Origin of the sequence: Roseateles sp. SL47 (assembly GCF_026625885.1) — a bacterium.
In the GTDB taxonomy this organism is placed as follows: Bacteria; Pseudomonadota; Gammaproteobacteria; order Burkholderiales; family Burkholderiaceae_C; genus Roseateles.
In genome coordinates, this window is sequence record NZ_CP113068.1 from 3,013,788 (window position 1) to 3,039,766 (window position 25,979).

Here is a 25,979-nt window from a genome sequence, read left to right on the forward strand (position 1 = left end):
TGGCCGGTGCTTCATGCGTTTGGCCAGGTGGTCAGTCACTCATTTGCCAAAGCTGTCCTTCAGGCCGGTGATCTTGTTGAAGACCGGCGCGGCAGCGTGATGGTCCTTGCGATCCGCCACAAAGTAGCCATGACGTTCGAACTGGAACTTCTGATCCGGCGGGGCCCCCGCCAGCGACGGCTCCACATAGCCCTGAACCACCCGCTTGGACTGCGGGTTGATCAACTCCAGGAAGTTGCGGTCGCCCGAATCCGGCTGTGCTTCGGTGAACAGACGGTCGTAGAGACGCAGCTCGGCCGGGATACCGTCATGCACCCCCACCCAGGTGATGACGCCCTTCACCTTCACGGCGTCCGCGCCCGGTGTGCCGCTCTTGGTGTCCGGCACCAGACGGGCCAGCACGGCGGTGATGTCACCCTGCTCGTTCTTCTCGCAGCCGACGCATTCAACCACGTACCCGTACTTCAGCCGGGTCTTGTTGCCCGGATAGAGCCGGTGGTAGCCCTTGGGCGGCGTTTCCATGAAGTCTTCGCGCTCGATCCACAGTTCCGGGCCGAGGCTGAAGGCCCGCTGGCCCAGTTCCGGCAGGTGCGGATGTGCGGGTGCGCTGCACGCCTCACGGTGCTCCAGCGAGCCAAACACCTCCGCGTAGTTCTCCAGCTTCAGTTTCACCGGGTCGACCACCGCCATGGCGCGGGCGGCCTTGCCTTCCAGGTCGGCGCGCAGGTAGCCGTCCAGCACGGAGTAATCGATCCAGCTGTTGGTCTTGGAAGCACCGGTGCTTTCCACCATCGCGCGGATCGACTCCGGCGTGTAGCCACGGCGGCGCATCCCCACCAGGGTCGGCATGCGGGGGTCATCCCAACCGGTGACATGGCCTTCTTCCACCAGTTGGCGCAACTTGCGCTTGGAGGTGACCACGTAGCTGAGATTCAGGCGGCCGAATTCATACTGGTGCGGCAGCGGGCGCGCCAGCAGCCCCCCGGCAGCCAGATGCTCCAGCAACCAGTCGTAGAACGGGCGCTGGTCTTCGAATTCCAGCGTGCAAAAGCTGTGGGTGATGCACTCCAGCGCGTCCTCGATCGGATGCGCGAAGGTGTACATCGGATAGATGCACCACTGGTCGCCCGTGTTGTGATGGGTGGCCCGGCGCACCCGGTAGAGCGTGGGGTCACGCATGTTGATGTTGGGCGACGCCATGTCGATCTTGGCGCGCAGCACCATCGACCCGTCCGGATGCTGGCCGTCCCGCATCTCACGCAAACGCGCCAGGTTCTCCTGCGGGCTACGGCTGCGGTAGGGGCTGTCCTTGCCGGGGGTCTTGAAGTCGCCCCGATGCGCCCGCATGTCTTCGGCCGACTGCTCATCGACATAGGCCAGGCCCTGGCTCACCAGATATTCGGCGGCCCGGTACATGAAGTCGAAGTAGTTGCTGGCGTAGAACAGGTGGCTGGTGCTGGCCGCAGCGGTGTTGGTGGCTTCCGGGGTGTCCCAGGACCAGCCGAGCCACGCCACCATCTCCTTGATGGCGTCGACGTATTCCTGTTCTTCCTTCTCCGGATTGGTGTCGTCGAAACGCAGATGGCAAATGCCACCGTAGTCGCGCGCCAGGCCGAAGTTCAGGCAGATGCTCTTGGCATGGCCAATGTGCAGGTAACCGTTGGGCTCCGGCGGAAACCGGGTACGGATGCGGGCCGGGTCCAGCGGGCCGGCGGCATGGTGAGCGGCGTCCCCGGGCGTGCCGGCGAAGTGACGCGCCGGCTGGAAGCCCTGTTCCAGATCGCGTTCGATGATGGCGCGCAGGAAGTTGCTGGGCTTGACAGCATCGCCGTCGTGCTCAGGCGCGGCGCTCGGGGTCTTGTCGGTGCTGGCGGACATGAATGAATCACTGGCGAAAGAGGCGAACGATTCTACGCGTCCGGCCGACCGAGATCGCCCGGCGCCGCAGTGCCCCTCAAAGCGCCTTGAATCGATGCGCGAACATGCGGCTGACGGCCAGCCGTTCCGGGCGCTTGCGCAGCTTGAGGGTCAGGCGGCCCGCTTCGTCCCGCGTGGCCCGGTCAATGGCATCCACCTGCACGACATGGCCCCGGTGTACCTGCCAGAAGCGCTCGGCATCCAACTGCGGCAGCAGCTCCCGCAGCGAGGTCCGCACCAGATACTCCTGGTCGGCGGTCAGCACCCGCACGTATTTGTCGGCGGCTTCCAGAAACACAATGTGCTCGACCGGCAGCATGACGATGCTCTGCCCCACGCCCACCTGCAGATGGCGAAGCACCGTCGCCTGTCCGGCCGGGGCTGTCGAAAAATCACGTGCGGGGCCCCCGGCGAGCAGCAGGGTGCGCAGTTGATCGAGTGCGGCTTCCAGGGCCGGCGAGTCGGGGGAGGAGGGGTGTCCGGTCGATGGCCCGGCCCGACGGTCCGAGCCCGGGGCGGCGGTGGCGCTCTGCGGGCTCTCCGGCACCCCAGCCTCTGCGCGGTTCTTCAAACCTGCCTGCAGACGGCTCACCGTCTGCGCCAGCCGCTCGCGCTGGACGGGCTTGAGCACGTAGTCCACGGCCGCGCGGTCAAATGCCTGAACGGCGTATTGATCGTAGGCGGTGACGAACACCAGCAGCGGGAATGGTGGCGCCTGCGGTCCGTCGGGCCATTCATCGGCCAGCAGTGCGGCAGCTTCCAGTCCGGTGAGCCCCGGCATGCGGATGTCAAAGAAACAGACCTGCGGCTGGTGCTGCAGGGCCAGATCCACGGCGGCCTGGCCGTGCGGCGCCATGGCCACCACCTCCAGCTCCGGCCAGAGGGTGTTCAGCTCCTGGCGCAGATGATGGGCCAGCAATTCTTCGTCTTCGGCAATCAGCACAGTGGGCATGGGGTCCTCGGTCGGTCAGAAGAAGCAAGTGGGTTCAGGGGCCGTGGGCCGTCCGGGCCCGATGCGGTGGGACGTGGGCATTCCATGACCCGTTCAGCGGGTCGCGTCCACACGCGGGCTGCTGTGTCCCGGGGGCTGCGATGCAGGCGCCGCCGGGGGTGGGGGGGCCGGCATGTCGATGACCGCCCGTGTGCCGCCCTCCGGCCGGGCCTGGATCTCCAGGCGCGCCTGGGCCCCATAGACCACGGCCAGCCGTTCGCGGATCTGCCGCGTGCCGAAACCCGACCCAGGGGTGGGCGTGGCTGCGGGCGCGTACCCGGCGCCGTTGTCCGCCACTTCCAGCCGCAGCCCTCCAGGGACCCGCGCGGCGCGCACCTGCAGCAGGCCACCCGCCACATGCGGCTCCAGCCCATGCTTGATGGCGTTTTCCACCAGGGGCTGGAGCAACAGCGGCGGCACCTGAATGTCAGCCACCTCTGCAGGCAGCACAAATTCAAACCGCAGCCGCTGGCCCATGCGGACCTGCATCAGCGCCAGGTAATCCTCCAGGCGGGCGAACTCGTCTCGCAGCGCATGGCGGTCGGCCTGGGAGGCCACCAGCGTGGCCCGAAGAAACGCAATCAGGTGGTCCAGCATGGCCTGGGCCCGCGCGGCATCCATGCCGATCAACACCCGCAGATTGGCCAGGGTGTTGAAGAGCATGTGCGGCTCCAACTGGCTTTCCAGCAGCCGCAGCTGGGTCTCCGCCGCCTGGCGGCGCAAGGTTTCGGCGCGGGCCTCCGCAGCGGCGGCCTTGCCACGCCACAAGAAGATGAAGGTCAGCGCAATGCCCGGCAGCAGCGAGAAGCCGATTGTGCCGAGCAGGGCCTGCCAGGGCGCATCGAACGGCCCCTTGAAATGCAGGCCGGTGATGTGGTTGCCCAGCCAGGTGCCGCTCCCATAACCGAGTGTCGTGCCGGCAATCAGGCAGATCATCATCAGCGGCCAGCCCGGCCAGGCGATGGAGCCGTCATGCGCCCATCCCATGCGCTGGTAGACCTTTTTTCGGGCCCAGCCGGCGCTGCGGCGGAAGCTGTGAATGAAGCCCCCGCATCCCAGCGAGATGCAGAAGCTGTACACCAGCGTCGGCTTCCAGGCGTTGCCAAAACTGCCGACCAGCAACAGGGTCAGAACCACCGAAACGCCGGCAAGCATCAGGAACTGACGGGCCGTCCAGCGGATCACGGCAGCGGCCGCGCCGACTTTGCGGGTGCCCTTGTCCTGCGCGCAGGGGGGGGACGGCTCAGGGGGGAAGCGGGGCATCAGCGGCTCGATGGTGGACAAGCAGGGGGCGCATCGGAAGGCGCAACCGGAGGCACAACGGAAGGCGCAACTGGAGGCACAACTGGAGGCACAACTGGAGGCACAACTGGAGGTACAACGAGGGGCACAAGGCGAGACACCACCAGAGGGGCGGTCGCCGGACCCGGTCAAGACCGGGCCGGGATCCGGTCAGCCAGCCACCTGCACGGCCGCTGCACGATCCGACGGACCCCTGCGCAGGATGTTGATGCTGCGGCCCAGGAAGAAGCCGCTGAACAGGCCATAACTCAGGCTGGCGGCTACCGCAAAGGGAAGGCTGTGCGAGAGCGCTGGTTGGAAGCCCAGGGCCATCCCAATGGCAAACCGGGACACAAAGATCAACAGCATCACCACCAGCGGCAGCCAGCTTCCCGGCACCACATAGTGCTTGCTGTCCGTCTGGTAGGACGCCCCGCCGGGCCAGCCGACGGCCAACATGCCGCCCACGCTGGCCACCAGGCCCAGCGCCCAGGCGGCCATGGCCGCAGCGGCGCTGCCGGCCTGCCCAAAGCCTTTTTCCACGCCCCAGGCGCCAAACACCAGCCAGATCAAGGGCAGCACCATCACCCGCTTGCGGCTCACCACCTGGGTGCGGCTTTGCTGCCGGCCAATCACGATCAGCAGCGCCAGGACGCCCCAGACCCACAGCGGAACGTGGATGGCGATCTGGGTGAGGATGTCGAGCGGGCTGGGATGTTGCATGGTGGGCTCCTGGGTGTTGGGGGAAGCATCTCGGTGGATGCGATGACCCCACTGTGCAGGGGCCCGGCCCCACCTTCCATGCAGGAGCGACGACATGCAGAAACGCGCCGCGAGTGACCGGTGCAGGGCGCCAGCGGCGGCCAGCATGTTCATCAGCGGCGGGAACGGCCGGACTTGCCGCCCAGCAGGCTCCCCAGCACGCCGCGAACCAGTTCCCGGCCGACCGACGACCCGATGGACCGCAGGGCCGACTTGGCCGCAGCCTCCGCCAGCCCCTCCCGCCGGCCGCCCCGAGGGCCGGTGCTGCCGAACAGCACATCCTTGAGCCCGTCCAGCATGCCGCCTTCGGAGGCTTGGGGGGCGTCCGCCTGGGGACCCCCGGCGCCTGGGCGTTGACCGCCCTGGCGGAACACGTCGGTCGCTTCGTCCGCCATGGAGCGGCTGTCCGTTGTGGCGCGGCCCGACCCGCCCGAGCCACCCGAGCCACCCGACCCACTTCGAGGCGCCGCCCCGCCAGTCGTCCGGTCGGCCGCGTCCGCACTGGCCGCCGCGCGGCCGGTCAGTTTTTCATACGCCGATTCCCGGTCGATCTGCTTTTCATACACACCGGCCACCAGCGACTGCTCCCGCAGCACCTGACGCTGCTGGGGCGTGATCGGGCCGATCTGGCTGCCCGGGGGCAGCACAAACACCCGCTCGGTGATGCAGGGGCGCCCCTTGTCATCCAGCAGGCTGACCAGCGCCTCGCCCACGCCCAGCTCGGTGATGGCCATGGCGATGTCCAGCCCCGGCTTCGGGCGCATGGTGTCGGCCGCCGCCTTGACCGCTTTCTGGTCCCGCGGCGTGAACGCCCGCAGTGCATGCTGAACCCGGTTCCCCAACTGGCCCAGCACCGTGTCCGGAATATCCAGCGGGTTCTGGGTCACGAAGTACACCCCCACCCCCTTGGACCGCACCAGCCGCACCACCAGTTCGATCCGTTCCACCAGCGCGGCCGGGGCGTCCTTGAACAGCAGATGGGCCTCGTCGAAGAAGAACACCAGCTTGGGCTGGTCCAGGTCGCCCACTTCCGGCAAGGTTTCAAACAGCTCCGACAGCATCCAGAGCAGGAAGGTGGCGTACAGCCGGGGCGCGGCCATCAGCTTGTCCGCCGCCAGGATGTTGATCACCCCCTTGCCGTCCACCGTTTGCATGAAATCGGCGATGTTGAGCATCGGTTCACCGAAGAAGCGATCGCCACCCTGTGCCTCGATCTGCAGCAGCCCACGCTGGATGGCCCCGATGCTGGCTGCGGAGACGTTGCCGTATTGGGTGGTGAACTCGCTGGCATGGTCGCCCACATGCTGGAGCATGGCCCGCAGGTCCTTCAGGTCCAGCAACGCCAGGCCATGGTCGTCCGCAATCTTGAAAACCATCTGCAGCACGCCCGCCTGCGTCTCGTTGAGGCCCAGCATCCGCGACAGCAGCAGCGGCCCCATGTCGGACACGGTGGCCCGCACCGGATGGCCCTGCTCGCCAAACACATCCCACAGCGTGGTGGGGCAGGCGCAGGGCTCCGGCGGCGCGATGCCGCGTTCGTTCAGCACCGCCAGCAGCTTGGCCGAGGCATGGCCGGGCTGGGAGATGCCGGTGAGGTCCCCTTTGACGTCCGCCATGAAGACCGGTACGCCAAGCTGGGACAATGCTTCTGCCAGCTTTTGCAGGCTGATGGTCTTGCCGGTGCCGGTGGCACCGGTGATCAGGCCGTGGCGGTTGGCCAACGCAGGCAGCAGTACACACTCAGTCTCGCCATGCCGGGCCAGCAGGATGGGGTCGGCCATGAGGGGTCTCCAGAGGCAAAAGCTAAAATCGCAGTCTAACGAAGCATCAACAGCGTCGGCCCGGCGTTTTTCCCGGGCTGGCGACACAGGAGAACCAGTCTCATGGCAGGGCATTCGAAATGGGCCAATATCCAGCACCGCAAGGGTCGTCAGGACGAAAAGCGCGGAAAGGTCTGGACCCGTCTCACGCGTGAAATCATCGTCTCGGCGCGGGCTGGTGGCGGGGATGTGAACATGAACCCGCGCCTGCGCCTGGCCATCGAAAAGGCCAAGGCGGCCAACATGCCGGCCGACAACATCAAGCGCAACGTCGACAAGGCCACCGGCAATCTGGACGGCGTCACCTATGAAGAAATCCGCTATGAGGGCTACGGCATCGGGGGCGCGGCCATCATCGTGGACTGCATGACCGACAACCGGGTCCGCACGGTGGCCGAAGTCCGTCATGCCTTCTCCAAATACGGCGGCAACCTGGGCACTGAAGGTTCGGTGGCCTTCCAGTTCAAGCATGTGGGCCAACTGATCTTTGCCCCCGGCACGTCCGAGGACAAGGTCATGGAAGTGGCTCTTGAAGCAGGTGCTGAAGACGTGGTCACCGGGGACGACGGCGCCATTGAAGTCCTGACCGCCCCGGGCGACTTTGAAGCCGTCCGCGCAGCCCTGGAGGCCGCTGGCCTGAAGGCCGAACTGGCCGAAGTCACCATGCGTGCCGAAAACACCATCGATCTGGCCGGTGACGATGCCGCCCGGATGCAGAAACTGCTGGACGTGATCGAAGACCTGGACGACGTCCAGGACGTCTTTCACAACGCCAACCTGGATCAATAAGCGCTCTGGCGCGAAGGAATACCCATGAAGGTCCTGGTTTTGGGCAATGGCGGGCGCGAACACGCGCTCGCATGGCGGCTGGCGCAGGGTGAGCGCGTCAGCCAGGTGTTTGTGGCACCGGGCAATGGCGGCACGTCCCGCGATTCCCGTCTGAAGAATGTTCCCATCACCGATGTGAAGGCCCTGGCGGATTTCGCTCAGGAACAGAAGATTGCACTGACGGTGGTCGGCCCCGAGGCCTTCCTGGCCGCCGGTGTGGTCGATGAATTCCGGGCCCGCGGGCTGCGCATCTTTGGCCCCACCCGGGCGGCAGCGCAACTGGAGTCGTCCAAGGCGTTTGCGAAGGACTTCATGAAGCGGCACGGGATTCCCACGGCCGCTTATGAAACCTTTTCCGACGCCGCGCAGGCACACGCTTATGTGGATGCGCAAGGCGCCCCCATCGTCATCAAGGCGGACGGCCTGGCGGCCGGCAAGGGCGTGGTGGTGGCCATGACGCTGGACGAGGCCCACCAGGCCATCGACTGGATCCTGGCGGACAACAAGCTGGGTGTGGTGCACAACGAGGGGGGTGCCCGCGTTGTCATCGAGCAGTTCCTGGAAGGCGAAGAAGCCAGCTTCATCGTGCTGTGCGACGGCAAAAACGTGCTGCCGCTGGCCACCAGCCAGGACCACAAGCGGCTGCAGGATGGCGATCTCGGCCCCAACACCGGCGGCATGGGGGCCTACTCACCGGCCCCGGTGGTCACGCCCAACGTGCATGCCAAGGTCATGCACGAGATCATCACGCCCACCATCCAGGGCATGGCCCGCGACGGCATGCCGTTTACCGGCTTCCTCTATGCAGGCTTGATGATCGACGCCCACGGGCAGCCGCGCACGGTGGAATTCAACACCCGCATGGGCGACCCGGAGACGCAGCCGATCATGATGCGCCTCAAGAGCGACCTGTTCGAGGTGCTGATGCATGCCACGGACGGCACGCTGGATCAGGTCGAGTTGAACTGGGATCGCCGCGCCGCGCTGGGCGTGGTGATGGCGGCCGGCGGCTATCCGCTGTCGCCGCGCAAGGGGGATGTGATCTCCGGTCTGCCGGAGGATGCCGAAGACGCCATGGTGTTCCATGCCGGGACGGCCCAGCAGCCCGATGGCAGCCTGGTCACCAGCGGTGGGCGCGTACTCTGCGTGACGGCCCTGGGTGAGGCCGTTCGCCATGCCCAGCAGCGTGCTTATCAGGCGCTGACGTCGATCCAGTTCGAGGGCAAGCAGTACCGCCACGACATCGGCCATCGGGCGGTGAAGCGCTGAGCCGGCGCGCTCGCGGCTGATCGGAGCACAGCGGCGGCGGCCAGTCCAGGGCGACCTGAATCTGGCAAGCCTTCGCCGTTGGCCCCGGTCCGCGCGGTGGGCGCCGCTCCTGCTCCTGCTCGCCATCCCAGTTCCGCTCTCGATTCCGGTTTCCCGGGGCATCCGCATCCGCTCCCGGATGGAATTTCTCGCGCTTTCGTCGGTTGATTTGCTCAATGCGTGTTGTCGAAGGAATCTGGTCGTCTGATCATTCCGGGGTGTGATTCATCGAGCGATATCTTGACTCCCGAGCGTTATCAGGACAGCGCCGCGCAGGCGGTCCGGCCCCGAGCCCCCGCCGCGACATCGGCCCCTTGTCCCTCCATCGTCGGCGCCCCGCTGCCGCGCCGCTGGGCCGGGCCGATGATCCCGCTCCCGCCCGGCAGCCGTCTGGCGCGGTGGGTGTTGGGCCTGTTTGGCTGGAAGGTCCAGGGGCGGGCGCTCCCTGCGCGGCAGGGCGTCGTGATGGTCTATCCGCACACGTCCAATTGGGACTTCCCGATCGGGCTGCTGTCCAAATGGAGCATGGGCTTTCAGCTGAAGTTCTGGGCCAAGGACAGCCTGTTCAAGCTGCCGCTGTTCGGCCACTGGATGCGGGCGGTTGGCGGGGTTCCCGTGAACCGCCGAGCCGCCAACGGGCTGGTGGGCGAGACCGTGGCGCAGATGCAGCGGGCACGAGCGCGTGGTGAGCAGTTCTGGCTGATCGTGGCGCCGGAAGGCACCCGTGCCTACACCGACAGCTGGAAGTCGGGCGCCTATTGGGTGGCAGTTCAGGCGCAGGTGCCGGTCGCCCTGACTGCTTTTGACTACCCCAGCCGCACGGTGGTGTTCACCGAGTTTGTGGAACTCAGCGGCGACCCGGACCTGGATTTCGCGCTGTTTGCGGAGATCCTCAAGGGCCGGCAGGGCAAGCATCCGGACCAGGCGGGTCCGATCCGGCTGCGGGGCTGACCTGCACCGCGATTTTTGACGCAATTTCCACCGTCAACCTCACCGCTTCAATTAGGACCGACAATCCGGCCATCTGGAAGACCGAACAACGGCGGGGCAGACGCGCCCGTACGTTGCTCAAAACCCCATGGAACGCCGGGCGGCTGGAGCGTCCTGAAGAAAGGTGAATCGATGAACACTCAGTTGGTGCGCGACTATCTGCTGGGTCTGCAGCAGCGCATCGTGGCCTCAATGGAGGCACTGGACGGGCATTCCTTCATCGAGGACGTCTGGCAGCGGGAGCCCGGTGGGCGACTGGAAGGTGACGGCCGCGTCCGTTTGATCGAGAATGGCGGGTTGTTCGAGCGTGGCGGGGTGAACTTCTCGCACGTGCGGGGCCGGGTGTTGCCCCCTTCGGCGACGGCGCATCGGCCAGAACTGGCGGGCGCGCCGTTTGAGGCCATGGGGGTGTCGCTGGTGCTGCATCCGCACAATCCGTTTGTGCCGACCGTCCACATGAATGTGCGGATGTTTGCGGCATTGCCGCTGGAAGCGCCGCCGGTGGTGTGGTTTGGCGGCGGCATGGATCTCACCCCCTATTACGGTTTCGAGCGAGATGCCCAGCATTTCCATCGCACTTGCCGGGCGGCCCTGGAGCCGCATGGCGAGGGGCTGTACCCACGCTTCAAGACGTGGTGCGACGAGTATTTCTATCTCAAGCACCGCAACGAGCCGCGTGGCATTGGAGGCATCTTCTTCGACGACTACGCCGAAGGCGGCTTTGACGAGGCGTTTGGGCTGATGCAGTCGGTGGGGGATGCGTTTGTGCCGGCCTATCAACCCATCGTTGAACGCCGTCACGGGGTGGCCTACGGTGAGCGGGAACGGGATTTCCAGGCCTACCGCCGTGGCCGTTATGTGGAGTTCAACCTGGTGTTTGACCGTGGCACCTTGTTCGGGCTGCAGTCGGGAGGCAGGACGGAATCCATCCTGATGTCGATGCCGCCGATGGCGCAGTGGCGGTACGACTGGCATCCCGAGCCCGGCACGCCGGAAGAACGGCTCTACACCGACTTCCTGCGTCCGCGCGATTGGGCGGATGAGGAAGCGACACATCTGTGGTTCTGACAGGCAACGGTCTGCCGGGGGCCGGTCAGTCTGGGCAGCCTGGCCAGGCCGGTCGGCAGGTCGGCTGGTTCGGCGGGTCGTTTGACCCGGCGCATGGGGCGCATCGTGCGTTGGCCCAGGCCGCGCTGGATCAACTGGGCCTGGACGAAGTGCGGTGGGTGGTGGCCGGACAGCCGTGGCAGAAGGCCGGGCGGCCACTGGCAGCCGCCGAGCATCGGGCGGCGATGGTCCGGTTGATGATCGAGGATGAAGCCCGCTTTGTGCTGGACGACAGCGAACTGCGGCGCGCCGGCCCCAGCTACACCCTGGAGTCGGTGAAGGCCTGGCAGGCACAACACCCCGGGGATGCGCTGTGGCTGATCCTGGGTCAGGATCAATTGGCGGGTCTGCCCACCTGGCGAGGGTGGGAAGACCTGATAGGACGTGTGGGGCTGGCGGTGGCCGCCCGCGCGTCCGACGAGGTAAGGGCGCCGGCGGCGCTGCTGGAACGGCCGCATCGGCTGGTCCGGCTGCAGATGCCGATGCTTGAATGGTCATCCACCGAGGTGCGCCGACGGGCGGCCTCGGGCGGGGACGTGAGGCCCGTGGTGGGCGAAAAGGTTGCGGGTTATATTGGCCTGCACCGTCTCTACAGTGAGCACTGAATGGACATCAAGAAACTGCAACGTGCCATCGTCGATGGTCTGGAAGATGTGAAGGCCCAGGACATCCTGGTGTTCGACACCGAACGGCTGTCGCCCTTGTTTGAGCGCGTGATCATCGCGTCCGGCACGAGCAACCGTCAGACCAAGGCCCTGGCGTCCAGCGTGCGGGAGACGGTGAAGAAGCGCGGCATGCAGGTCATGCGGACCGAAGGCGAAGACAACGGCGAATGGATCATCGTGGACTGCGGCGCTGCCGTGGTGCATGTGATGCAGCCGGCCATCCGCCAGTACTACCACCTGGAAGAGATCTGGGGCGGCAAGCCGGTGAAGCTGAAGCTCGGCGAGGGCGGCACGCGTCTGGTGAAGGCGTCCGAGCCGATGGACGAGGAAGATGAGGACGGCGTGGCCGTCAAGAAACCGGCTCGCAAGGCCAACAAGGGCGACAAGGGCGACAAGGGCGACAAGGGCGCCACTGCGGCGGCTGCACCCGCCAAGAAGGCGCCGAGCCGGACCGCAGGCACCAAGTCTGCGGCAACCGGGAAGGCCCCGGCGAAGACAGCCGCCAAGACTGCCACGAAGACCACTTCCAAGTCGGCTGGCAAGACCACCGTCAAGACTGGCACCAAGGCAGCCGGTACCACCGCAGCCAAGCCCGCAGCCCGCAAGACCACCGGTCGCTCGGCCCCCAAGGAAGTGATCGCGCAGACCATCAAGGTGGGCACGAAGAAGCCTGCTGCGAAGAAGGCCGCTGCCGTCAAACCTGCGGCCAAGTCCGCCGCCAAGCCGGCAGCCAAGCCCGCAGCGAAGCCGGCAGCCAAGAAGCCAGCGGCCCGCAAGACCACGGTCACCTCCGGCACCAAGTCCAAGCCCAAGGCTTGAGACCGTGCGGCTGGTCCTGTGTGCGGTCGGCCTGAAGATGCCGGCCTGGGCGGACGAAGCGTATGAAGATTTCGCCAAGCGCTTCCCGCCCGAAATGCGTCTGGAGCTGAAGGCCGTGAAGGCCGAGCCCCGGACCACCGGCAAAAGCACCGAGCAGTTGATGGCGGCCGAGGCCCAACGGCTGGAGGCCGCATGCCCCAAAGGGGCGCGCCGGGTGATCCTGGACGAGCGGGGTGACCGTGTCACCTCTCGTCAATTGGCTCAGCGCATGGAGGTCTGGCGCGGCGATGGCCGTGACGTGGCCATTTTCATCGGTGGTCCGGACGGGCTGGACCCCAGCCTCAAGGCCACCGCCGACGACATGCTGCGCCTGTCGGATCTGACCTTGCCGCACGCGTTTGTCCGGGTGCTGCTGGCCGAAGGCCTGTATCGGGCCTGGTCGGTCATGGAAGGCCACCCCTACCACCGCGAATGAGCCTTTTTGCTGCTGCCTGCTGATGCCACTTCTCTACCTCGCCTCCCAAAGTCCGCGCCGCCGCCAACTGCTCGATCAGATCGGCGTGGCGCATGAATTGCTGCTGCCTGATGCGGATGAAGATGCGGAGGCTTTGGAAGTTGTGCTGGCGGGCGAGACTCCGGACGACTACGTGCAGCGGGTGACGGCCGCCAAGCTCGATGCTGCGCTGCAGCGTCGGGAGCGGCGCCAGTGGCCGCCCGCTCCCGTACTCTGCGCCGACACGACGGTCACGCTGGACGGCGACATCCTGGGCAAACCAGACAATGCTGCCCATGCGTTGGCAATGCTGCGTCGGCTCAGTGGCCGGGAGCACCGGGTGTTGACGGCGGTGGCGCTGGGGCTGCCGGATGGGCGGTCGTTGGCAGCTTTGAGCGTGTCGACCGTCCGTTTTGATCCGGTGCCGGACGACCGCTTGCAGGCCTACGTCAACGCCGGCGAGCCGATGGGCAAAGCCGGCAGCTATGCGATACAAAGTCATGCGGCAGCATGGATCAGCCACATCGCCGGCAGTTATTCGGGCATCATGGGCCTGCCGCTGTTTGAAACGGCGGGTCTTTTGAGGGCTGCCGGCTGGGTGCTGTAGTCGCTGTCGGGCCGCTGTCGGGCCCTTGGCGGCCTGGAGGCTGCCGCCGGCCACACCACAGGACGGGCGGGCGAGTGACCGACAGGGGTGTGACCAAGGTGTGTGACCAAAGAATGGGCAGAGCGTTGCCGTGAGCCTGGAGGCTGACGGGAGCGCTGGAGCACAACAATATGGAAGATATCCTGATCAACTGGACCCCGCAGGAGACGCGGGTAGCGGTGGTCGAAAATGGGGCGGTGCAGGAACTGCATATCGAGCGCACGCTCGAGCGGGGCCTGGTGGGCAACGTGTACCTGGGCAAAGTGGCCCGGGTGCTGCCCGGCATGCAGTCGGCGTTTATCGACATCGGTCTGGAGCGGGCGGCCTTTCTGCACGTGGCTGATTTGCATCTCAACGGCGTGACGCCGCGCGGCCATCACGGGGATGGTTCCCAGCCGGTGCCGATCGAGCGGCTGGTCTATGAAGGGCAGGCGCTGACGGTGCAGGTCATCAAGGACCCGATCGGCACGAAGGGCGCCAGACTCTCCACCCAGATTTCGATTGCAGGCCGCTTGCTGGTTCATCTGCCGCAGGACAACCACATCGGCATCTCCCAGAAGATCGGCTCGCCGGAGGCGCGTGATGCTCTGCGCAGCCGCATGCAGACGCTGGCGTCGGTGGGCGTGCAGGACGGCAACACGGGGGGCTTCATCCTGCGCACCAATGCGGAAGAGGCCAGCGACGACGAGCTGGCCGCCGACATTGCCTATCTGCGCAAGACCTGGGGCTCGATCCGAGAGAAGAGCCTGCGGCAGCCGCCTGGAACGCTGTTGTTCCAGGATCTGAGCCTGGTGGAGCGGGTGCTGAGGGACCTGGCCAGCGAGCGCACCAACTCCATCCGCATCGACTCCAAGCTGCAATACGACGTGCTGCGGGGCTTCGGCGAGACCTACATGCCGGCGGCCACGGCCAAACTCGACCTCTATCGAGGTGAGCGGCCGATCTTTGATCTGCACAACATCGATGCCGAAGTGGCCCGGGCCCTGGCACGCCGGGTGGACCTGAAGTCGGGCGGTTATCTGATCATTGATCAGACCGAAGCCATGACCACCATCGATGTGAACACCGGCGGCTTTGTGGGTGCTCGCAACTTCGACGACACCATCTTCAAGACCAATCTGGAGGCGGCGGGTGCCATTGCCCGCCAACTGCGCCTGCGCAATCTGGGTGGAATCATCATCGTCGATTTCATCGACATGACGAAAGAAGAGCACAAGACCTCGGTGCTGCATGAATTCCGCAAACAGCTAAGCCGCGACCGTACCAAGGTCACGGTGGGCGGTTTCACGCAACTCGGTCTGGTGGAACTGACGCGCAAGCGCACGCGGGAGTCGTTGTCTCGCATGCTGTGCGAGCCGTGCCCCACCTGCGAGGCACGCGGTCAGGTCAAAACGGCGCGCAGCATCTGCTACGAGATCATGCGGGAGATCCTGCGTGAGTCGCGGCAGTTCAACCCCAAAGAGTTCCGCGTGGTGGCCGCCGCCAACGTGGTGGAGATGCTGCTGGACGAAGAAAGCCAGCATCTGGCTGGCCTGTCGGACTTTATCGGCAAGCCCATTTCACTGACCGCTGAGCCGACCAACCAGACGGAGCATTACGACATCGTGCTGATGTGATGGGTGATCGGGTCGGGAGATGCGGGCGATACGGGAGATGCCAGGCGGACTACCTCGATAGCCTGTCCACCTGAACCGGTAATTCGGGCGGGATCTCCTCCCAAAGGTCACTGCCGGCTTGCGCCACCGCCCAACGAACCTCCGGAAGCGCCAGGATCGTGGCGAACTGGCGTTGCAGGGCGTCAACCCGAGCTGCGGGCATCTGGGCCGACACCAGCAGACCGTTCCAATCGGTTCGGGGGACATCGTCCGGTCGGCTGAACGGGCGTGGGAATACGCTGGGGCGAGCCGCATCTGGCCGATCCGATGGGTCTGCGGACAGGTCATCCAGCCGCGACAGTGCCGCCAGTACACGCGGATCCGCTGGCTGCTCGACCTGCGGGTCGGCCCACCGGGTGGCACGCCGATCTGCAGTCTCCGCTGCACCCCCATGCAGGGCCAAGCGGGGCCGCATCGGACTGGGGCTCAGCCCATGCGGAAAGACCGACATGAAGGGCAGTTCGCCCACCCGCGCAATCAGCTTGAAGCGCTGCAGGCTCAGTGGGGGTGAGGACACTGGCCGCTGGCGCTGCGTGCGGGGCACTGCCGGCCCGGCATCCAGCATCCGCGAACTGGTGAGCAGCAGCAGCCGGCCGTCCGTGGCGTGCTCCGATACCCACCGGGCCGCCGTCCGCCCCTGGTTCTCCGGCATGTTGATCACCTGGACCGCTTCACCGCTGCGTTGGGACCACTCTCGGGCCAGCGTCCGCGCGACATGATCCGGGCCACTGCCCGGAACAAATGCGGTCACCAGCGTCAGCGGCTCGTCGGCGCTCCAGGCGGGCGCGGGCCAGAGCAGCGGGACGATCAGCCCCATGAAGGCCATCAGCGCTGCCCCGCAGTGCAGCCCCGGTCGGTGTGCTCGTCGGTGTGCCAGTCGGTGTGCCAGTCGATGTGCCAGTCGGTGCCGCAGCCACCCCCTCAGCCCAGTGGTGCCCCCACCGAAGGTGCGCAGTGCCTGACCCGCAACGCCGCTGACACCCCCGCCGCCAGTGCCTCCACCGGAGCCGGGCAGGGCGTTTGCCAAGGCAGTTGCCAGGGCCAGGGCGTTTGCCAGGACGTTTGCAAGACCGTTTGCCAGACCGTTTGCCAGACCGTTTGCCCGGGCCAGCCTGCAAACCTGAGCCGCTCGCCCAGGCGAGCCGCCTGCCAAACCGCTCAGCTGTGCGGACAGCGTCGCTGCTGCAAAACCGTGTGTGGTCCGCTGCGGACTGACAGCCGTTAAGTCTGACGACGTGGTGCGGTGTTGGAGGCAAACCTGGGCGGACATGATGAGGACGATGACAAAGGGGAGCTGATGACGAAGTGTCGTGAACGGTTAGGGACATTCTGGGCAGCGCCTCGCACCGGCAGCCATGGCCTGCTTACACAGAAGCCTCGCGCCCGCCTCCTGATCTCTTGCAGGTACGCCCCAGGAATGACTAGTCACCGTCACGGTCCCTGAGCTTCCGCCTGGACAATTCGTAGCCTCTTGCGATGCCCTGCGCGCAAACACTGCGTGCGGCTCGTGCACAATTCGGACTCCATTCATCGCGCAAGCCATGATCACCAAGACAACTGCCAAGCCTTCGACGACATTGACGCGCCGCGCCCTGCTGGGCAGCGCCGCCGCCGGGCTCGCCGTACCCGCCTGGTCTCCCGCCTGGTCCCAGTTCCGTGTGGAAATTGCTGGTGTGGGCGCAACCCGACTGCCCATCGCGATCAACGACTTCAAGGACGAAGCCGCCACTGGACAGACGCTGGGCGCCATCATCCGCGCCGACCTGGAGCGCAGTGGCCAGTTCAGCATGGTCCCGGGCCAGCCCGGCATGACCGAAACCAGCGTGCCCCAGTTTGGGGACTGGCGTTCCCGCGCGGCCGACGCATTGGTCGCCGGCTCCGCCACGCGCCTGGCCGATGGCCGGTTTGACGTGCGCTACCGTCTGTGGGATGTGGTGAAGGGGCAAGACCTGGCCAGCGAAAGCCTGCCGGTGGTTACCGCCGACCTGCGCCTGGCCGCCCACAAGATTGCGGACGCCATCTATCAAAAGCTGACCGGTGACCGCGGCGTCTTCGCCACGCGCCTGGTCTATGTGAACAAGGCCGGCCCGCGCTACAGCCTGCGGGTGGCCGATGCGGACGGTGAGGGCGAGCAAACGGTGCTGGCCAGCCCGGAGCCGATCATTTCTCCGGCCTGGTCGCCCGACGGGTCCGAACTGGCCTACGTGTCCTTCGAAACCCGCAAGGCCGTGGTCTGGATCCAGGACCTGCGCACCGGCCGTCGTCGCAAGATCGCGGATTTCCGCGGCAGCAACAGCGCTCCGGCGTTTTCGCCCAACGGCCAGCAGCTTGCGCTGACCCTCTCCAGGGACGGCGGTTCGCAGCTGTATCTCATCGGCCGCAATGGTGACGGGGTGCGCCGTCTCACCCAAAGCCAGTCGATCGACACCGAACCGGTGTTCACCCCGGACGGTGCCCAGATCTACTTCGTCAGCGACCGAGGCGGCGCGCCGCAGATCTACCGCATGCCGGCCGGTGGCGGCAGCGCCGAACGCGTCACTTTCAACGGCAACTACAACATCAGCCCCACCATCAGCCCGGACGGCCGCACCCTGGCCTTCATCACCCGTGTGGGCGGGGGCAGCTTCAAACTGTGCGTGATGGACCTGGGCAGTGGCCAGGTGCAGCAGATCACCGATACCACCGACGACGAAAGCCCCAGCTTCGCGCCCAACGGGAAGCTCATCGTGTATGCCACCCGCGCGGGCGGTCGGGATGTGTTGATGACCTCCACCCTGGACGGCAAGGTCAAGGCCAAGCTGGCCACACCCACGGTGGCTGACATCCGCGAGCCGGCCTGGGGCCCCTTCGGCAACTGAGACGCTTCGGCCTTCCTACCGTGATTTCCACACCGTCAGGCATGTTATTTGCCCAACCTACCTTCGCGCCGGTGTTCTTTGTGCGAGACGCGAATCTATCCCCTGCAGGATGGGGCGGTCTGATGCGCCTGGGTGTCACAGGATGGCCGGCGATTGCTTCACAATTCACTTTTTTCCGGCGGTTGCCGGTTTTTCGGCGTCCTGCCGACACTCGCTTGCCTTTGATCAATAGGAGCGCTTCCTCATGAAAATCGAAAAACTGATGCTGAGCCTGGTGGCTGCCGCCGCCCTGGCTGCTTGCAGCTCGACCAAGCTGGACGAAAAGCCGCCGGTCGAAACCGCCCAGCCCGTGACCCAGACGACGCCTCCCCCGGTTGCTCCGCCGGTGTCTCAGCGCCCGGTGACCACCGTGGACCTGGGTGCCCAGCTGGACGCCGCCGTTGCCAACCAGCGCGTGGTGTACTTCGACTTCGACAGCTTCGTGGTCAAGGACGACTACCGCAGCCTGATCGAAAACCACGCCAAGCGCCTGAACAACAAGAAGTCGCTGACGCTGAGCCTGGAAGGCCACACCGACGAACGCGGTGGCCGTGAGTACAACCTGGCCCTGGGCCAGAAGCGTGCGGAAGCCGTGGCCAAGTCGCTGACCCTGCTGGGCGTGGCGTCGAGCCAGGTCGAGCCGGTGAGCTTCGGCAAGGAACGTCCGGCTGACAACGGTCACACCGAAGAAGCCTGGGCCAAGAACCGTCGCGTCGAACTGCGGGACAAGTGAGATGAGCATGCTGCGTTTTCCCCGTTTCTCCACGCTGATGCTGGGCGTGGCCCTGGCCTGGACCGCTGCCGGTCCGGCGCAGGCCGCGTTGTTTGAGGACGATGAGGCCCGCAAGGCCATCCTGGACCTCCGAGCCAAGCAGACGCAGACCGAGGAAGCGCAGCGTGCACGAATCGAGCAGCTCCAGAACCAGCTGGCCACCGTTCAGCGGGGCCTGCTGGATCTCTCCGGCCAGATCGACGGGCTTCGCTCCGAGATCGCCAAGCTGCGTGGCCAGAATGAACAACTGGCCCGCGACCTGTCGGAAACCCAGCGCAAGGTGTCCGACCAGTCCGCCACCCTGGACAACCGCCTCCGTCCGCTTGAGCCTCAAAAGGTGTCCGTCGACGGCAAGGAATTCCAGGCGGATCCCGAAGAAAAGCGGCAGTTCGATGCCGCGATGGGCCTGATTCGCAACGGCGACTTCAACGAAGCCGTGTCGGCCTACTCCTCTTTCCTGCAGCGTTATCCCGCCAGCGGCTACGGTGACACCGTGCGTTTCTGGCTGGGTAATGCGCAATATGGCAAGCGCGACTACAAGGGCGCGATTGCCACCTTCAAGGCGTTTGTGGCGGGTAACCCGGACCACCCGCGCGCGCCTGAAAGCCTGCTGGCCATTGCCAACTGCCAGGTGGAGCTCAAGGACAACAAGAGCGCCCGCAAGACCCTGGACGACCTGATCAAGGCCTATCCGAACTCCGAGGCGGCCCGTGCCGCCAAGGAGCGGATCGCTTCGCTGCGCTGAAGCGCGCGGCATGATTCCGAGAAGCCGGTGTGTCTGCCGGCTTCGTGACCGAAGCCCCGCCGGACACCCAGCGGGGCTTTGCTGCTTCTGAGACGATGATCGGCATGACCGAGACTGCCCTCCCTTCCGCCGCCCCTCAGGGTGAATTCGATGCCGACAGCGAACGACGCTTCGGCGGCCTGCAGCGACTGCACGGCGAGCGGGACTATCGCCACCTGCGTGCCGGCCGCTTTGCGGTGGTCGGCCTGGGCGGGGTAGGGTCCTGGGTGGTGGAGGCCTTGGCGCGCATGGGAGTGGCCCGGCTGGTGCTGATCGATCTGGACCATGTGGCCGAATCCAACATCAACCGGCAGGTGCAGGCACTGGGCAGCACGCTGGGCATGGCCAAGGCCGAAGCCCTGCGCCTGCGGGTGGCAGACATTCACCCGGGCTGCGAAGTCATCACGATAGAAGAGTTCGTGGATGATGATAACTGGCCGGCGTTGCTGGGCGACGTGGCCATTGATGGCATCGTGGACGCCTGTGATCAGGTCCGGGCCAAGGCGCAAATTGCAGCCTGGGCTCGCAAGAAGAAGCTGGCTCATCTCTGCGTCGGGGCGGCGGGTGGCAAGCATCGTCCGCAGGATGTGGAAGTGTTGGACCTGTCCGAGACCACGCACGACCCCTTGCTCGCGAGCCTGCGCCAGCGGCTGCGCAAGCATCATGAGCTGCCGAAGCAGGGCGCCATGGGCGTGCGGTGTGTGTTCTCGCGCGAACCAGTGCGCCGCCCTGACGAGTCCTGCAATGTGGATGGCAGCCTCAATTGCCACGGCTACGGCTCCAGCGTGGCGGTGACGGCAGGCTTCGGCATGGTGGCTGCAGCGGACCTTGTGGCGCAGTATTTGAAGGCACTTGCGCGGCGCGAAAAAAGCGCTCTATAATCTGCGGCTCTGCTGAGGGGCAAACACCTCGAAGAGTAAGAACAAGTGGTGCGAAAGCTGGGCTTTTTGCGGTCAAGCACGAAAGTCAAGACACATAAAGTCAAGCACGCATCACGAGCGGGTCGTTAGCTCAGTCGGTAGAGCAGCGGACTTTTAATCCGTTGGTCGCAGGTTCGAATCCTGCACGACCCACCATGTTTTGAAGGCTTTGGTATTCAAGCATGGGGCATGTGTGGATAGTTCGCGGTTTCCTCGAGTTCTCGTAGAAGTCTGCGGAATATTTACGAAAGATGACGTCGGCAGGCCATAATATGATTCATAATATGGTTTGCAGTGGATCCAGGGGCTCTTAGCTCAGTTGGTAGAGCAGCGGACTCTTAATCCGTTGGTCGAAGGTTCGAATCCTTCAGGGCCCACCACTCCAGACGTTTCAGGCATACACCCTCGTGGCATTCCCGCGAGAGGTTGCAGCCACATACCGAATATCGGGCTCTTAGCTCAGTTGGTAGAGCAGCGGACTCTTAATCCGTTGGTCGAAGGTTCGAATCCTTCAGGGCCCACCAACATTCTCAATGGCGCGCAGTAAAGGTATCGTTCGGCAGTAGTTTCTGCCCTACCGAGCTACCGAGTTCAGCGCCCGTTGATACCCCGAAAGGGCACAGCTTGCTGTGCCCTTTTTTGCATTTGGGCGCCTAGCGCCAGCGGGTTGCCAAACCCCCGCAGTTTCGAGGCCAAGCCCCCTGGGCTAGACTGACGGCCTACATTGAGGTAACCATGTCCCAGATTCAAGAAGCCACTCTGCTGGCCGCGCTTCAACAGGTGATTGACCCCAACACCGGCCGTGACCTGGTCACGACGCGTCAGCTCAAGAACCTGCGTGTGCAAGGCGACTCCGTCAGCTTCGATGTGGAGCTGGGTTATCCCGCCGCCAGCCAGATCGACGGACTGCGCGCCGCCCTCGTGGCCGCCGCGCGCAGCGTGGCCGGTGTGGGCAATGTGAGCGTCAGCATCACCAGCAAGATCATTGCCCATGCGGTGCAGCGTGGTGTGCAGTTGCTGCCCGGTGTGAAGAACATCATCGCGGTGGCCTCCGGCAAGGGTGGGGTGGGCAAAAGCACCACCGCCGCCAACCTGGCGCTGGCCTTGGCTGCGGAAGGCGCCCAGGTCGGCCTGCTGGATGCGGACATCTACGGCCCCAGTCTGCCCCTGATGCTGGGCATCCAGGGCCGCCCGGAAAGCACTGACGGGCAGACCATGGAGCCGCTGGTCTCTCATGGCCTGCAGTTGATGTCCATCGGTTTCCTGGTGGAAGAAGACCAGGCCATGGTGTGGCGCGGGCCCATGGCCACCCAGGCGCTGGAGCAGTTGCTGCGCCAGACCCGCTGGCGCGACCTGGACTATCTGGTCATCGACATGCCGCCTGGCACCGGAGACATCCAGCTGACCCTGTCGCAACGCGTGCCGGTGAGCGGGTCCATCATCGTGACCACCCCGCAGGACATCGCCCTGATCGATGCCAAGAAGGGCCTGAAGATGTTCGAGAAGGTGGGCGTGCCCATCCTCGGCATCGTTGAGAACATGGCTGTGCATGTGTGCAGCCACTGCGGCCATGCCGAGCACATCTTCGGCAGCGGCGGTGGCGAGCGCATGGCGCAGCAGTATGGGATGGAGCTGCTGGGCTCGTTGCCCCTGGCCCTGTCCATCCGCGAGCAGGCGGATAGCGGCAAGCCCACCGTGGTGGCCGAGCCGGACAGCGCACACGCCGCTGCCTACAAGGCGATTGCACGCAAGGTGGCGGTGAAGTTGGCGGGGCAGGCCAAGGATTATTCTTCCAAATTCCCCACCATCACCATTTCCAAAACCACCTGAAGCCAAGCCGCCTGAACCCAAGCCAACTGAGCGCGTCCGAACTTTTCAGCCGCGTCGGTTTACCCGCTCTTCAGCCCGTCTGCAGCGGGTCAGGTTTTGCCTGAGTTAGAGGCTTGGTTTTTGTGCGGTGCAGTAAAGATTTGGCGTCGTTCCGGCCCCACAAACACAGCCCCAGGCGCTCTTCCAAACGGGAGAGCGCCTTTTTCATTGCACCGCACAAAATACGATGAACAGGGCCCTTTGCGCGGTCGGGCAATATTGATGCGGACGACTGTGCGGGTGGCGTGTGCCACTGCACACTTGAGTGCGCCCTGACATTGGACAAAGCGCTCGCTTTGTGTGGAAATAATGAATGCGGGCCGCGTGCCGGCCGTGATTTTTTCCCAGGTGGCCAAGAAGTCACCTCAGGAGGCATCGTCAACATGGACATGAACCGGAGGCACTTCTTCCGGGTGAGCGGGGCGGCCGTCATGGGCTCCAGCCTCGTGGCGCTGGGTTTTTCACCCACCGCTGCACTGGCGGAGACCCGCCAGTTCAAGCTCTCCCGGGCGACAGAAACCCGCAACACCTGCCCGTACTGCTCGGTGGGTTGCGGTCTCATCATGTATTCGCTCGGTGACAAAGCCAAGAACGTCAAGAGCGAGATCGTTCACATCGAAGGGGATCCGGACCATCCGGTGAACCGCGGCACCTTGTGCCCCAAGGGCGCGGGTCTGCTGGACTTCATCCACAGCCCCAACCGCCTCAAGTACCCGGAGATCCGGGAAGCGGGCGCGAAGGAATGGAAGCGCGTGAGCTGGGAAGAGGCGATGGATCGCGTCACCAAGCTCATGAAGGCCGACCGTGACGCCAACTTCATTGCGACCAATGCGCAGGGCCAGACCGTCAACCGCTGGTTGACCACCGGCATGCTGTGTGCATCGGCATCCTCGAACGAATCGGGCTACATCACCCACAAGGCGATGCGCTCGATGGGCTTGCTCGCGTTCGACAATCAAGCACGCGTTTGACACGGACCGACGGTGGCCAGTCTGGCCCCGACGTTCGGACGCGGCGCGATGACCAACCATTGGGTGGACATCAAGAACGCTGACCTGATCCTGATCATGGGCGGCAATGCCGCCGAGGCGCATCCCTGCGGTTTCAAGTGGGTGATCGAGGCCAAGCACAACAACAAGGCGAAACTCATCGTCGTGGACCCGCGCTTTACCCGCTCGGCCGCGATGAGCGACTACTACGCGCCCATCCGCGCGGGGTCGGACATCGCCTTCCTGGCGGGCCTGATCAATTACTTGTTGTCCAACGACAAGATCCAGCACGAGTACGTCAAGCACTACACCAACGCCAGCTTCATCGTCGGCGAGGCCTACAAGTTCGAGGACGGTCTGTTCTCGGGCTATGACGCGGCCAAGCGCAGCTACAACAACGCCTCCTGGGCGTATGAGCTGGACGAGAAGGGCTTTGCGAAGGTCGACCCGACGATGCAGCATCCGCGCTGCGTGCTGCAGTTGATGAAGCAGCACTACGCGCGCTACACGCCCGAGATGGTCAGCCAGATCTCCGGCACGCCAAAGGACAAGTTCCTGAAGATCTGCGAATCCATCGCAGAGACGTCGGCGCCGGGCAAGGTGATGACCATCATGTATGCGCTGGGCTGGACCCAGCACAGCCAGGGCTCGCAGATCATCCGCACGGGTGCGCTGGTGCAGCTGCTGCTGGGCAACATCGGCCTGCCGGGTGGCGGCATGAATGCGCTGCGTGGTCACAGCAACATCCAGGGTCTGACCGACCTGGGACTGCTCTCCACCGCCCTGACCGGCTACATGAGCCTGGCCAAGGACTCCGAGCAGGACCTGGACGCGTACTACAAGACCCGCGCGCTCAAGCCGCTGCGTCCCAACCAGATGAGCTTCTGGCAGAACTATCCCAAGTTCTTCGTCAGCCAGCAAAAAGCCTGGTGGGGCAAGGCCGCGACCAAGGACAACGACTGGGCCTTCCACTATCTGCCGAAGTGGGACAAGGGCTATGACATGCTGCAGACCTTCGACCTGATGCATCAGGGCAAGGTCAACGGCTACATCTGCCAGGGCTTTAACCCGGTGGCGTCGCTGGCCAACAAGACCAAGGTGGTCGAGAGCCTGTCCAAGCTGAAGTTCCTGGTCATCATCGACCCGCTCGAAACCGAGACGGCCAACTTCTGGAAGAACTACGGCGAGTACCACGACGTCAAGACCGAAGAGATCCAGACGGTGGTGTTCCGCTTCCCGAGCACCTGTTTCGCGGAAGAAGACGGTTCGCTGACCAACTCGGGTCGCTGGCTGCAATGGCACTGGCGCGGCGCCGAGCCTCCGGGCGAAGCCAAGCAGGACGCCGAGATCATTGCCGAGCTGTTCCTGCGCATGCGCAATCTCTATCAGAAGGAAGGCGGCGCGTTCCCGGACCCGATCGTCAACCTGAGCTGGCCGTACAAGATTCCCAACAGCCCCTCGGCCGAGGAGCTGGCGATGGAGTTCAACGGCAAGGCGCTGGCGGACGTGCTAGATCCGAAGGACCCGACCAAGGTACTGGCCAAGGCCGGCGAGCAGCTCTCCGGCTTCGGACTGCTGCGCGACGACGGCTCCACCTCCAGTGGCTGCTGGATCTACGCGGGTGCCTGGACGCAAGCGGGCAACCAGATGGCGCGCCGGGACAATTCGGACCCGTGGGGCATCGGCCAGACGCTGAACTGGGCCTGGGCCTGGCCGGCGAACCGCCGTGTGCTCTACAACGCGGCTTCGTGTGATACGTCCGGCAAGCCCTGGAATGCCAAGCGCCGCCTGATCGCCTGGACCGGCGACAAGTGGACCGGCTCCGACGTGCCCGACATCCGTCCGGATGCGAATCCGAACGATCCGGACGCGGTGCGTCCGTTCATCATGACCGCCGAAGGTGTGGCGCGCCTGTTCGCGCCCAGCGGCATGGCGGATGGTCCGCTGCCGGAGCACTACGAGCCGTTCGAGACGCCGCTGGAAGTCAATCCGCTGCATCCGAACAATCCCAAGGCCAAGAGCAATCCGGCCGCGCGTGTGTTCAAGAGCGACTTCGAACAGTTCGGCAAGCCCGACAAGTTCCCGTATGTCGCGACGAGCTATCGCCTGACGGAGCACTTTCACTACTGGACCAAGCATGCGCGGTCCAATGCGGTGATCCAGCCGCAGCAGTTTGTCGAGATCGGCGAGGAACTCGCCAAGGAGAAGGGCATCACCAACGGCGATACCGTGAAGGTCAGCTCCAACCGCGGCGCCATCAAGGCCGTGGCGCTGGTGACCAAGCGGGTCGCTTCGCTGGACGTGGGCGGCAAACGGGTCCATACCGTCGGCCTGCCCAATCACTGGGGCTTTGTGGGGCTTGCTCGCCCCGGCTTCCTGGTGAATACGCTGACCCCGTTTGTGGGCGACGCGAATTCCCAGACGCCGGAAGTGAAGAGCTTCACTGTCAACATTGAGAAAGCCTGA

The 25,979-nt window shown here is 65.0% G+C and carries 21 protein-coding genes and 3 tRNA genes; 18 read left to right on the forward strand and 6 right to left on the reverse strand.

The window, feature by feature from the left end:
- Positions 1–39: 39 nt before the first annotated feature.
- From OU995_RS13185 to OU995_RS13205, 5 genes are all read right to left on the reverse strand, one after another.
- Positions 40–1,878 (reverse strand): glutamine--tRNA ligase/YqeY domain fusion protein, encoded by a 1,839-nt coding sequence (locus OU995_RS13185; protein ID WP_267836002.1) that lies wholly within the window; start codon positions 1,876–1,878, stop codon positions 40–42.
- A gap of 76 nt (positions 1,879–1,954) precedes the next feature.
- Positions 1,955–2,869 carry a LytR/AlgR family response regulator transcription factor gene (locus tag OU995_RS13190; RefSeq protein ID WP_267836003.1) on the reverse strand — a complete coding sequence of 305 codons (915 nt, stop codon included), beginning with the start codon at positions 2,867–2,869 and terminating at the stop codon, positions 1,955–1,957.
- A gap of 93 nt (positions 2,870–2,962) precedes the next feature.
- A complete protein-coding gene (locus OU995_RS13195) occupies positions 2,963–4,171 on the reverse strand; it encodes a sensor histidine kinase (RefSeq protein ID WP_267836004.1) in 1,209 nt (402 codons plus the stop codon).
- Between the two features lie 189 nt (positions 4,172–4,360).
- Positions 4,361–4,912, reverse strand: a complete 552-nt coding sequence (locus tag OU995_RS13200; protein WP_267836005.1) for a DUF6622 family protein — start codon at positions 4,910–4,912, stop codon at positions 4,361–4,363.
- Positions 4,913–5,064: 152 nt separating this feature from the next.
- Complete coding sequence (locus OU995_RS13205; protein ID WP_267836006.1) at positions 5,065–6,732, reverse strand: helicase HerA-like domain-containing protein; 1,668 nt, start codon at positions 6,730–6,732, stop codon at positions 5,065–5,067.
- A gap of 102 nt (positions 6,733–6,834) precedes the next feature.
- On the opposite strand from OU995_RS13205, the gene OU995_RS13210 reads away from it, so the two are divergent.
- From OU995_RS13210 to rng, 9 genes are all read left to right on the forward strand, one after another.
- Positions 6,835–7,560, forward strand: coding sequence for a YebC/PmpR family DNA-binding transcriptional regulator (locus tag OU995_RS13210; protein WP_267836007.1), 726 nt, complete (start codon positions 6,835–6,837; stop codon positions 7,558–7,560).
- A 24-nt stretch (positions 7,561–7,584) separates the two neighbouring features.
- Entirely contained in the window at positions 7,585–8,868 is a 1,284-nt protein-coding gene (gene purD / locus OU995_RS13215) for a phosphoribosylamine--glycine ligase (RefSeq protein ID WP_267836008.1), read from the forward strand.
- A 279-nt stretch (positions 8,869–9,147) separates the two neighbouring features.
- A complete protein-coding gene (locus tag OU995_RS13220) occupies positions 9,148–9,858 on the forward strand; it encodes a 1-acyl-sn-glycerol-3-phosphate acyltransferase (protein ID WP_267836009.1) in 711 nt (236 codons plus the stop codon).
- Between the two features lie 171 nt (positions 9,859–10,029).
- Positions 10,030–10,965 (forward strand): oxygen-dependent coproporphyrinogen oxidase, encoded by a 936-nt coding sequence (gene hemF, locus OU995_RS13225; RefSeq protein ID WP_267836010.1) that lies wholly within the window; start codon positions 10,030–10,032, stop codon positions 10,963–10,965.
- The gene (gene nadD / locus OU995_RS13230) at positions 10,956–11,609 is read left to right on the forward strand and encodes a nicotinate (nicotinamide) nucleotide adenylyltransferase (protein ID WP_267836011.1); all 654 of its coding nucleotides are present in this window, start codon (positions 10,956–10,958) and stop codon (positions 11,607–11,609) included. Before hemF ends, nadD begins: the two co-directional genes overlap by 10 nt.
- Positions 11,610–12,488, forward strand: coding sequence for a ribosome silencing factor (rsfS, locus tag OU995_RS13235; RefSeq protein WP_267836013.1), 879 nt, complete (start codon positions 11,610–11,612; stop codon positions 12,486–12,488).
- 4 nt (positions 12,489–12,492) lie between these two features.
- Positions 12,493–12,963, forward strand: a complete 471-nt coding sequence (gene rlmH / locus OU995_RS13240) for a 23S rRNA (pseudouridine(1915)-N(3))-methyltransferase RlmH (protein ID WP_267836014.1) — start codon at positions 12,493–12,495, stop codon at positions 12,961–12,963.
- A gap of 22 nt (positions 12,964–12,985) precedes the next feature.
- Positions 12,986–13,588 carry a Maf family protein gene (locus tag OU995_RS13245; protein ID WP_267836016.1) on the forward strand — a complete coding sequence of 201 codons (603 nt, stop codon included), beginning with the start codon at positions 12,986–12,988 and terminating at the stop codon, positions 13,586–13,588.
- A gap of 170 nt (positions 13,589–13,758) precedes the next feature.
- A complete protein-coding gene (gene rng, locus OU995_RS13250) occupies positions 13,759–15,243 on the forward strand; it encodes a ribonuclease G (protein WP_267836017.1) in 1,485 nt (494 codons plus the stop codon).
- Between the two features lie 49 nt (positions 15,244–15,292).
- On the opposite strand, the gene OU995_RS13255 is transcribed toward rng, so the two are convergent.
- Complete coding sequence (locus tag OU995_RS13255) at positions 15,293–16,099, reverse strand: hypothetical protein (RefSeq protein ID WP_267836018.1); 807 nt, start codon at positions 16,097–16,099, stop codon at positions 15,293–15,295.
- Between the two features lie 724 nt (positions 16,100–16,823).
- Here OU995_RS13255 and tolB point away from each other — a divergent pair.
- The 9 genes from tolB (at position 16,824) to fdnG (ending at position 25,979) form a co-directional block, all read left to right on the forward strand.
- The gene (gene tolB, locus OU995_RS13260; RefSeq protein ID WP_267836019.1) at positions 16,824–18,140 is read left to right on the forward strand and encodes a Tol-Pal system beta propeller repeat protein TolB; all 1,317 of its coding nucleotides are present in this window, start codon (positions 16,824–16,826) and stop codon (positions 18,138–18,140) included.
- A 244-nt stretch (positions 18,141–18,384) separates the two neighbouring features.
- Complete coding sequence (gene pal / locus OU995_RS13265) at positions 18,385–18,912, forward strand: peptidoglycan-associated lipoprotein Pal (RefSeq protein ID WP_267836020.1); 528 nt, start codon at positions 18,385–18,387, stop codon at positions 18,910–18,912.
- A gap of 7 nt (positions 18,913–18,919) precedes the next feature.
- Positions 18,920–19,696: a tol-pal system protein YbgF gene (ybgF, locus tag OU995_RS13270; RefSeq protein ID WP_267836021.1), complete on the forward strand. Its 777-nt coding sequence runs from the start codon at positions 18,920–18,922 to the stop codon at positions 19,694–19,696.
- A gap of 104 nt (positions 19,697–19,800) precedes the next feature.
- Positions 19,801–20,616, forward strand: coding sequence for a tRNA threonylcarbamoyladenosine dehydratase (locus OU995_RS13275; RefSeq protein WP_267836257.1), 816 nt, complete (start codon positions 19,801–19,803; stop codon positions 20,614–20,616).
- A gap of 119 nt (positions 20,617–20,735) precedes the next feature.
- Positions 20,736–20,811: transfer RNA gene (locus tag OU995_RS13280), tRNA-Lys, on the forward strand.
- A gap of 148 nt (positions 20,812–20,959) precedes the next feature.
- Positions 20,960–21,035, forward strand: a tRNA-Lys gene (locus OU995_RS13285).
- A 68-nt stretch (positions 21,036–21,103) separates the two neighbouring features.
- Positions 21,104–21,179, forward strand: a tRNA-Lys gene (locus tag OU995_RS13290).
- A gap of 211 nt (positions 21,180–21,390) precedes the next feature.
- Complete coding sequence (gene apbC / locus OU995_RS13295; RefSeq protein ID WP_267836022.1) at positions 21,391–22,485, forward strand: iron-sulfur cluster carrier protein ApbC; 1,095 nt, start codon at positions 21,391–21,393, stop codon at positions 22,483–22,485.
- 422 nt (positions 22,486–22,907) lie between these two features.
- Positions 22,908–25,979 carry a formate dehydrogenase-N subunit alpha gene (gene fdnG, locus OU995_RS13300; RefSeq protein WP_267836023.1) on the forward strand — a complete coding sequence of 1,024 codons (3,072 nt, stop codon included), beginning with the start codon at positions 22,908–22,910 and terminating at the stop codon, positions 25,977–25,979.

What these genes read in the sequence shown, in the direction of transcription:
- ybgF (WP_267836021.1), top strand. Translation starts at nt 18,920, where the DNA reads ATGCTGCGTTTTCCCCGTTTCTCCACGCTGATGCTGGGCGTGGCCCTG.
- OU995_RS13185 (WP_267836002.1), bottom strand. Translation starts at nt 1,878, where the DNA reads ATGTCCGCCAGCACCGACAAGACCCCGAGCGCCGCGCCTGAGCACGAC.
- OU995_RS13200 (WP_267836005.1), bottom strand. Translation starts at nt 4,912, where the DNA reads ATGCAACATCCCAGCCCGCTCGACATCCTCACCCAGATCGCCATCCAC.
- purD (WP_267836008.1), top strand. Translation starts at nt 7,585, where the DNA reads ATGAAGGTCCTGGTTTTGGGCAATGGCGGGCGCGAACACGCGCTCGCA.
- OU995_RS13210 (WP_267836007.1), top strand. Translation starts at nt 6,835, where the DNA reads ATGGCAGGGCATTCGAAATGGGCCAATATCCAGCACCGCAAGGGTCGT.
- OU995_RS13190 (WP_267836003.1), bottom strand. Translation starts at nt 2,869, where the DNA reads ATGCCCACTGTGCTGATTGCCGAAGACGAAGAATTGCTGGCCCATCAT.
- rng (WP_267836017.1), top strand. Translation starts at nt 13,759, where the DNA reads ATGGAAGATATCCTGATCAACTGGACCCCGCAGGAGACGCGGGTAGCG.
- OU995_RS13245 (WP_267836016.1), top strand. Translation starts at nt 12,986, where the DNA reads ATGCCACTTCTCTACCTCGCCTCCCAAAGTCCGCGCCGCCGCCAACTG.
- pal (WP_267836020.1), top strand. Translation starts at nt 18,385, where the DNA reads ATGAAAATCGAAAAACTGATGCTGAGCCTGGTGGCTGCCGCCGCCCTG.
- rsfS (WP_267836013.1), top strand. Translation starts at nt 11,610, where the DNA reads ATGGACATCAAGAAACTGCAACGTGCCATCGTCGATGGTCTGGAAGAT.
- OU995_RS13195 (WP_267836004.1), bottom strand. Translation starts at nt 4,171, where the DNA reads ATGCCCCGCTTCCCCCCTGAGCCGTCCCCCCCCTGCGCGCAGGACAAG.
- OU995_RS13205 (WP_267836006.1), bottom strand. Translation starts at nt 6,732, where the DNA reads ATGGCCGACCCCATCCTGCTGGCCCGGCATGGCGAGACTGAGTGTGTA.
- OU995_RS13275 (WP_267836257.1), top strand. Translation starts at nt 19,801, where the DNA reads ATGACCGAGACTGCCCTCCCTTCCGCCGCCCCTCAGGGTGAATTCGAT.
- hemF (WP_267836010.1), top strand. Translation starts at nt 10,030, where the DNA reads ATGAACACTCAGTTGGTGCGCGACTATCTGCTGGGTCTGCAGCAGCGC.
- apbC (WP_267836022.1), top strand. Translation starts at nt 21,391, where the DNA reads ATGTCCCAGATTCAAGAAGCCACTCTGCTGGCCGCGCTTCAACAGGTG.
- tolB (WP_267836019.1), top strand. Translation starts at nt 16,824, where the DNA reads ATGATCACCAAGACAACTGCCAAGCCTTCGACGACATTGACGCGCCGC.
- OU995_RS13255 (WP_267836018.1), bottom strand. Translation starts at nt 16,099, where the DNA reads ATGGGGCTGATCGTCCCGCTGCTCTGGCCCGCGCCCGCCTGGAGCGCC.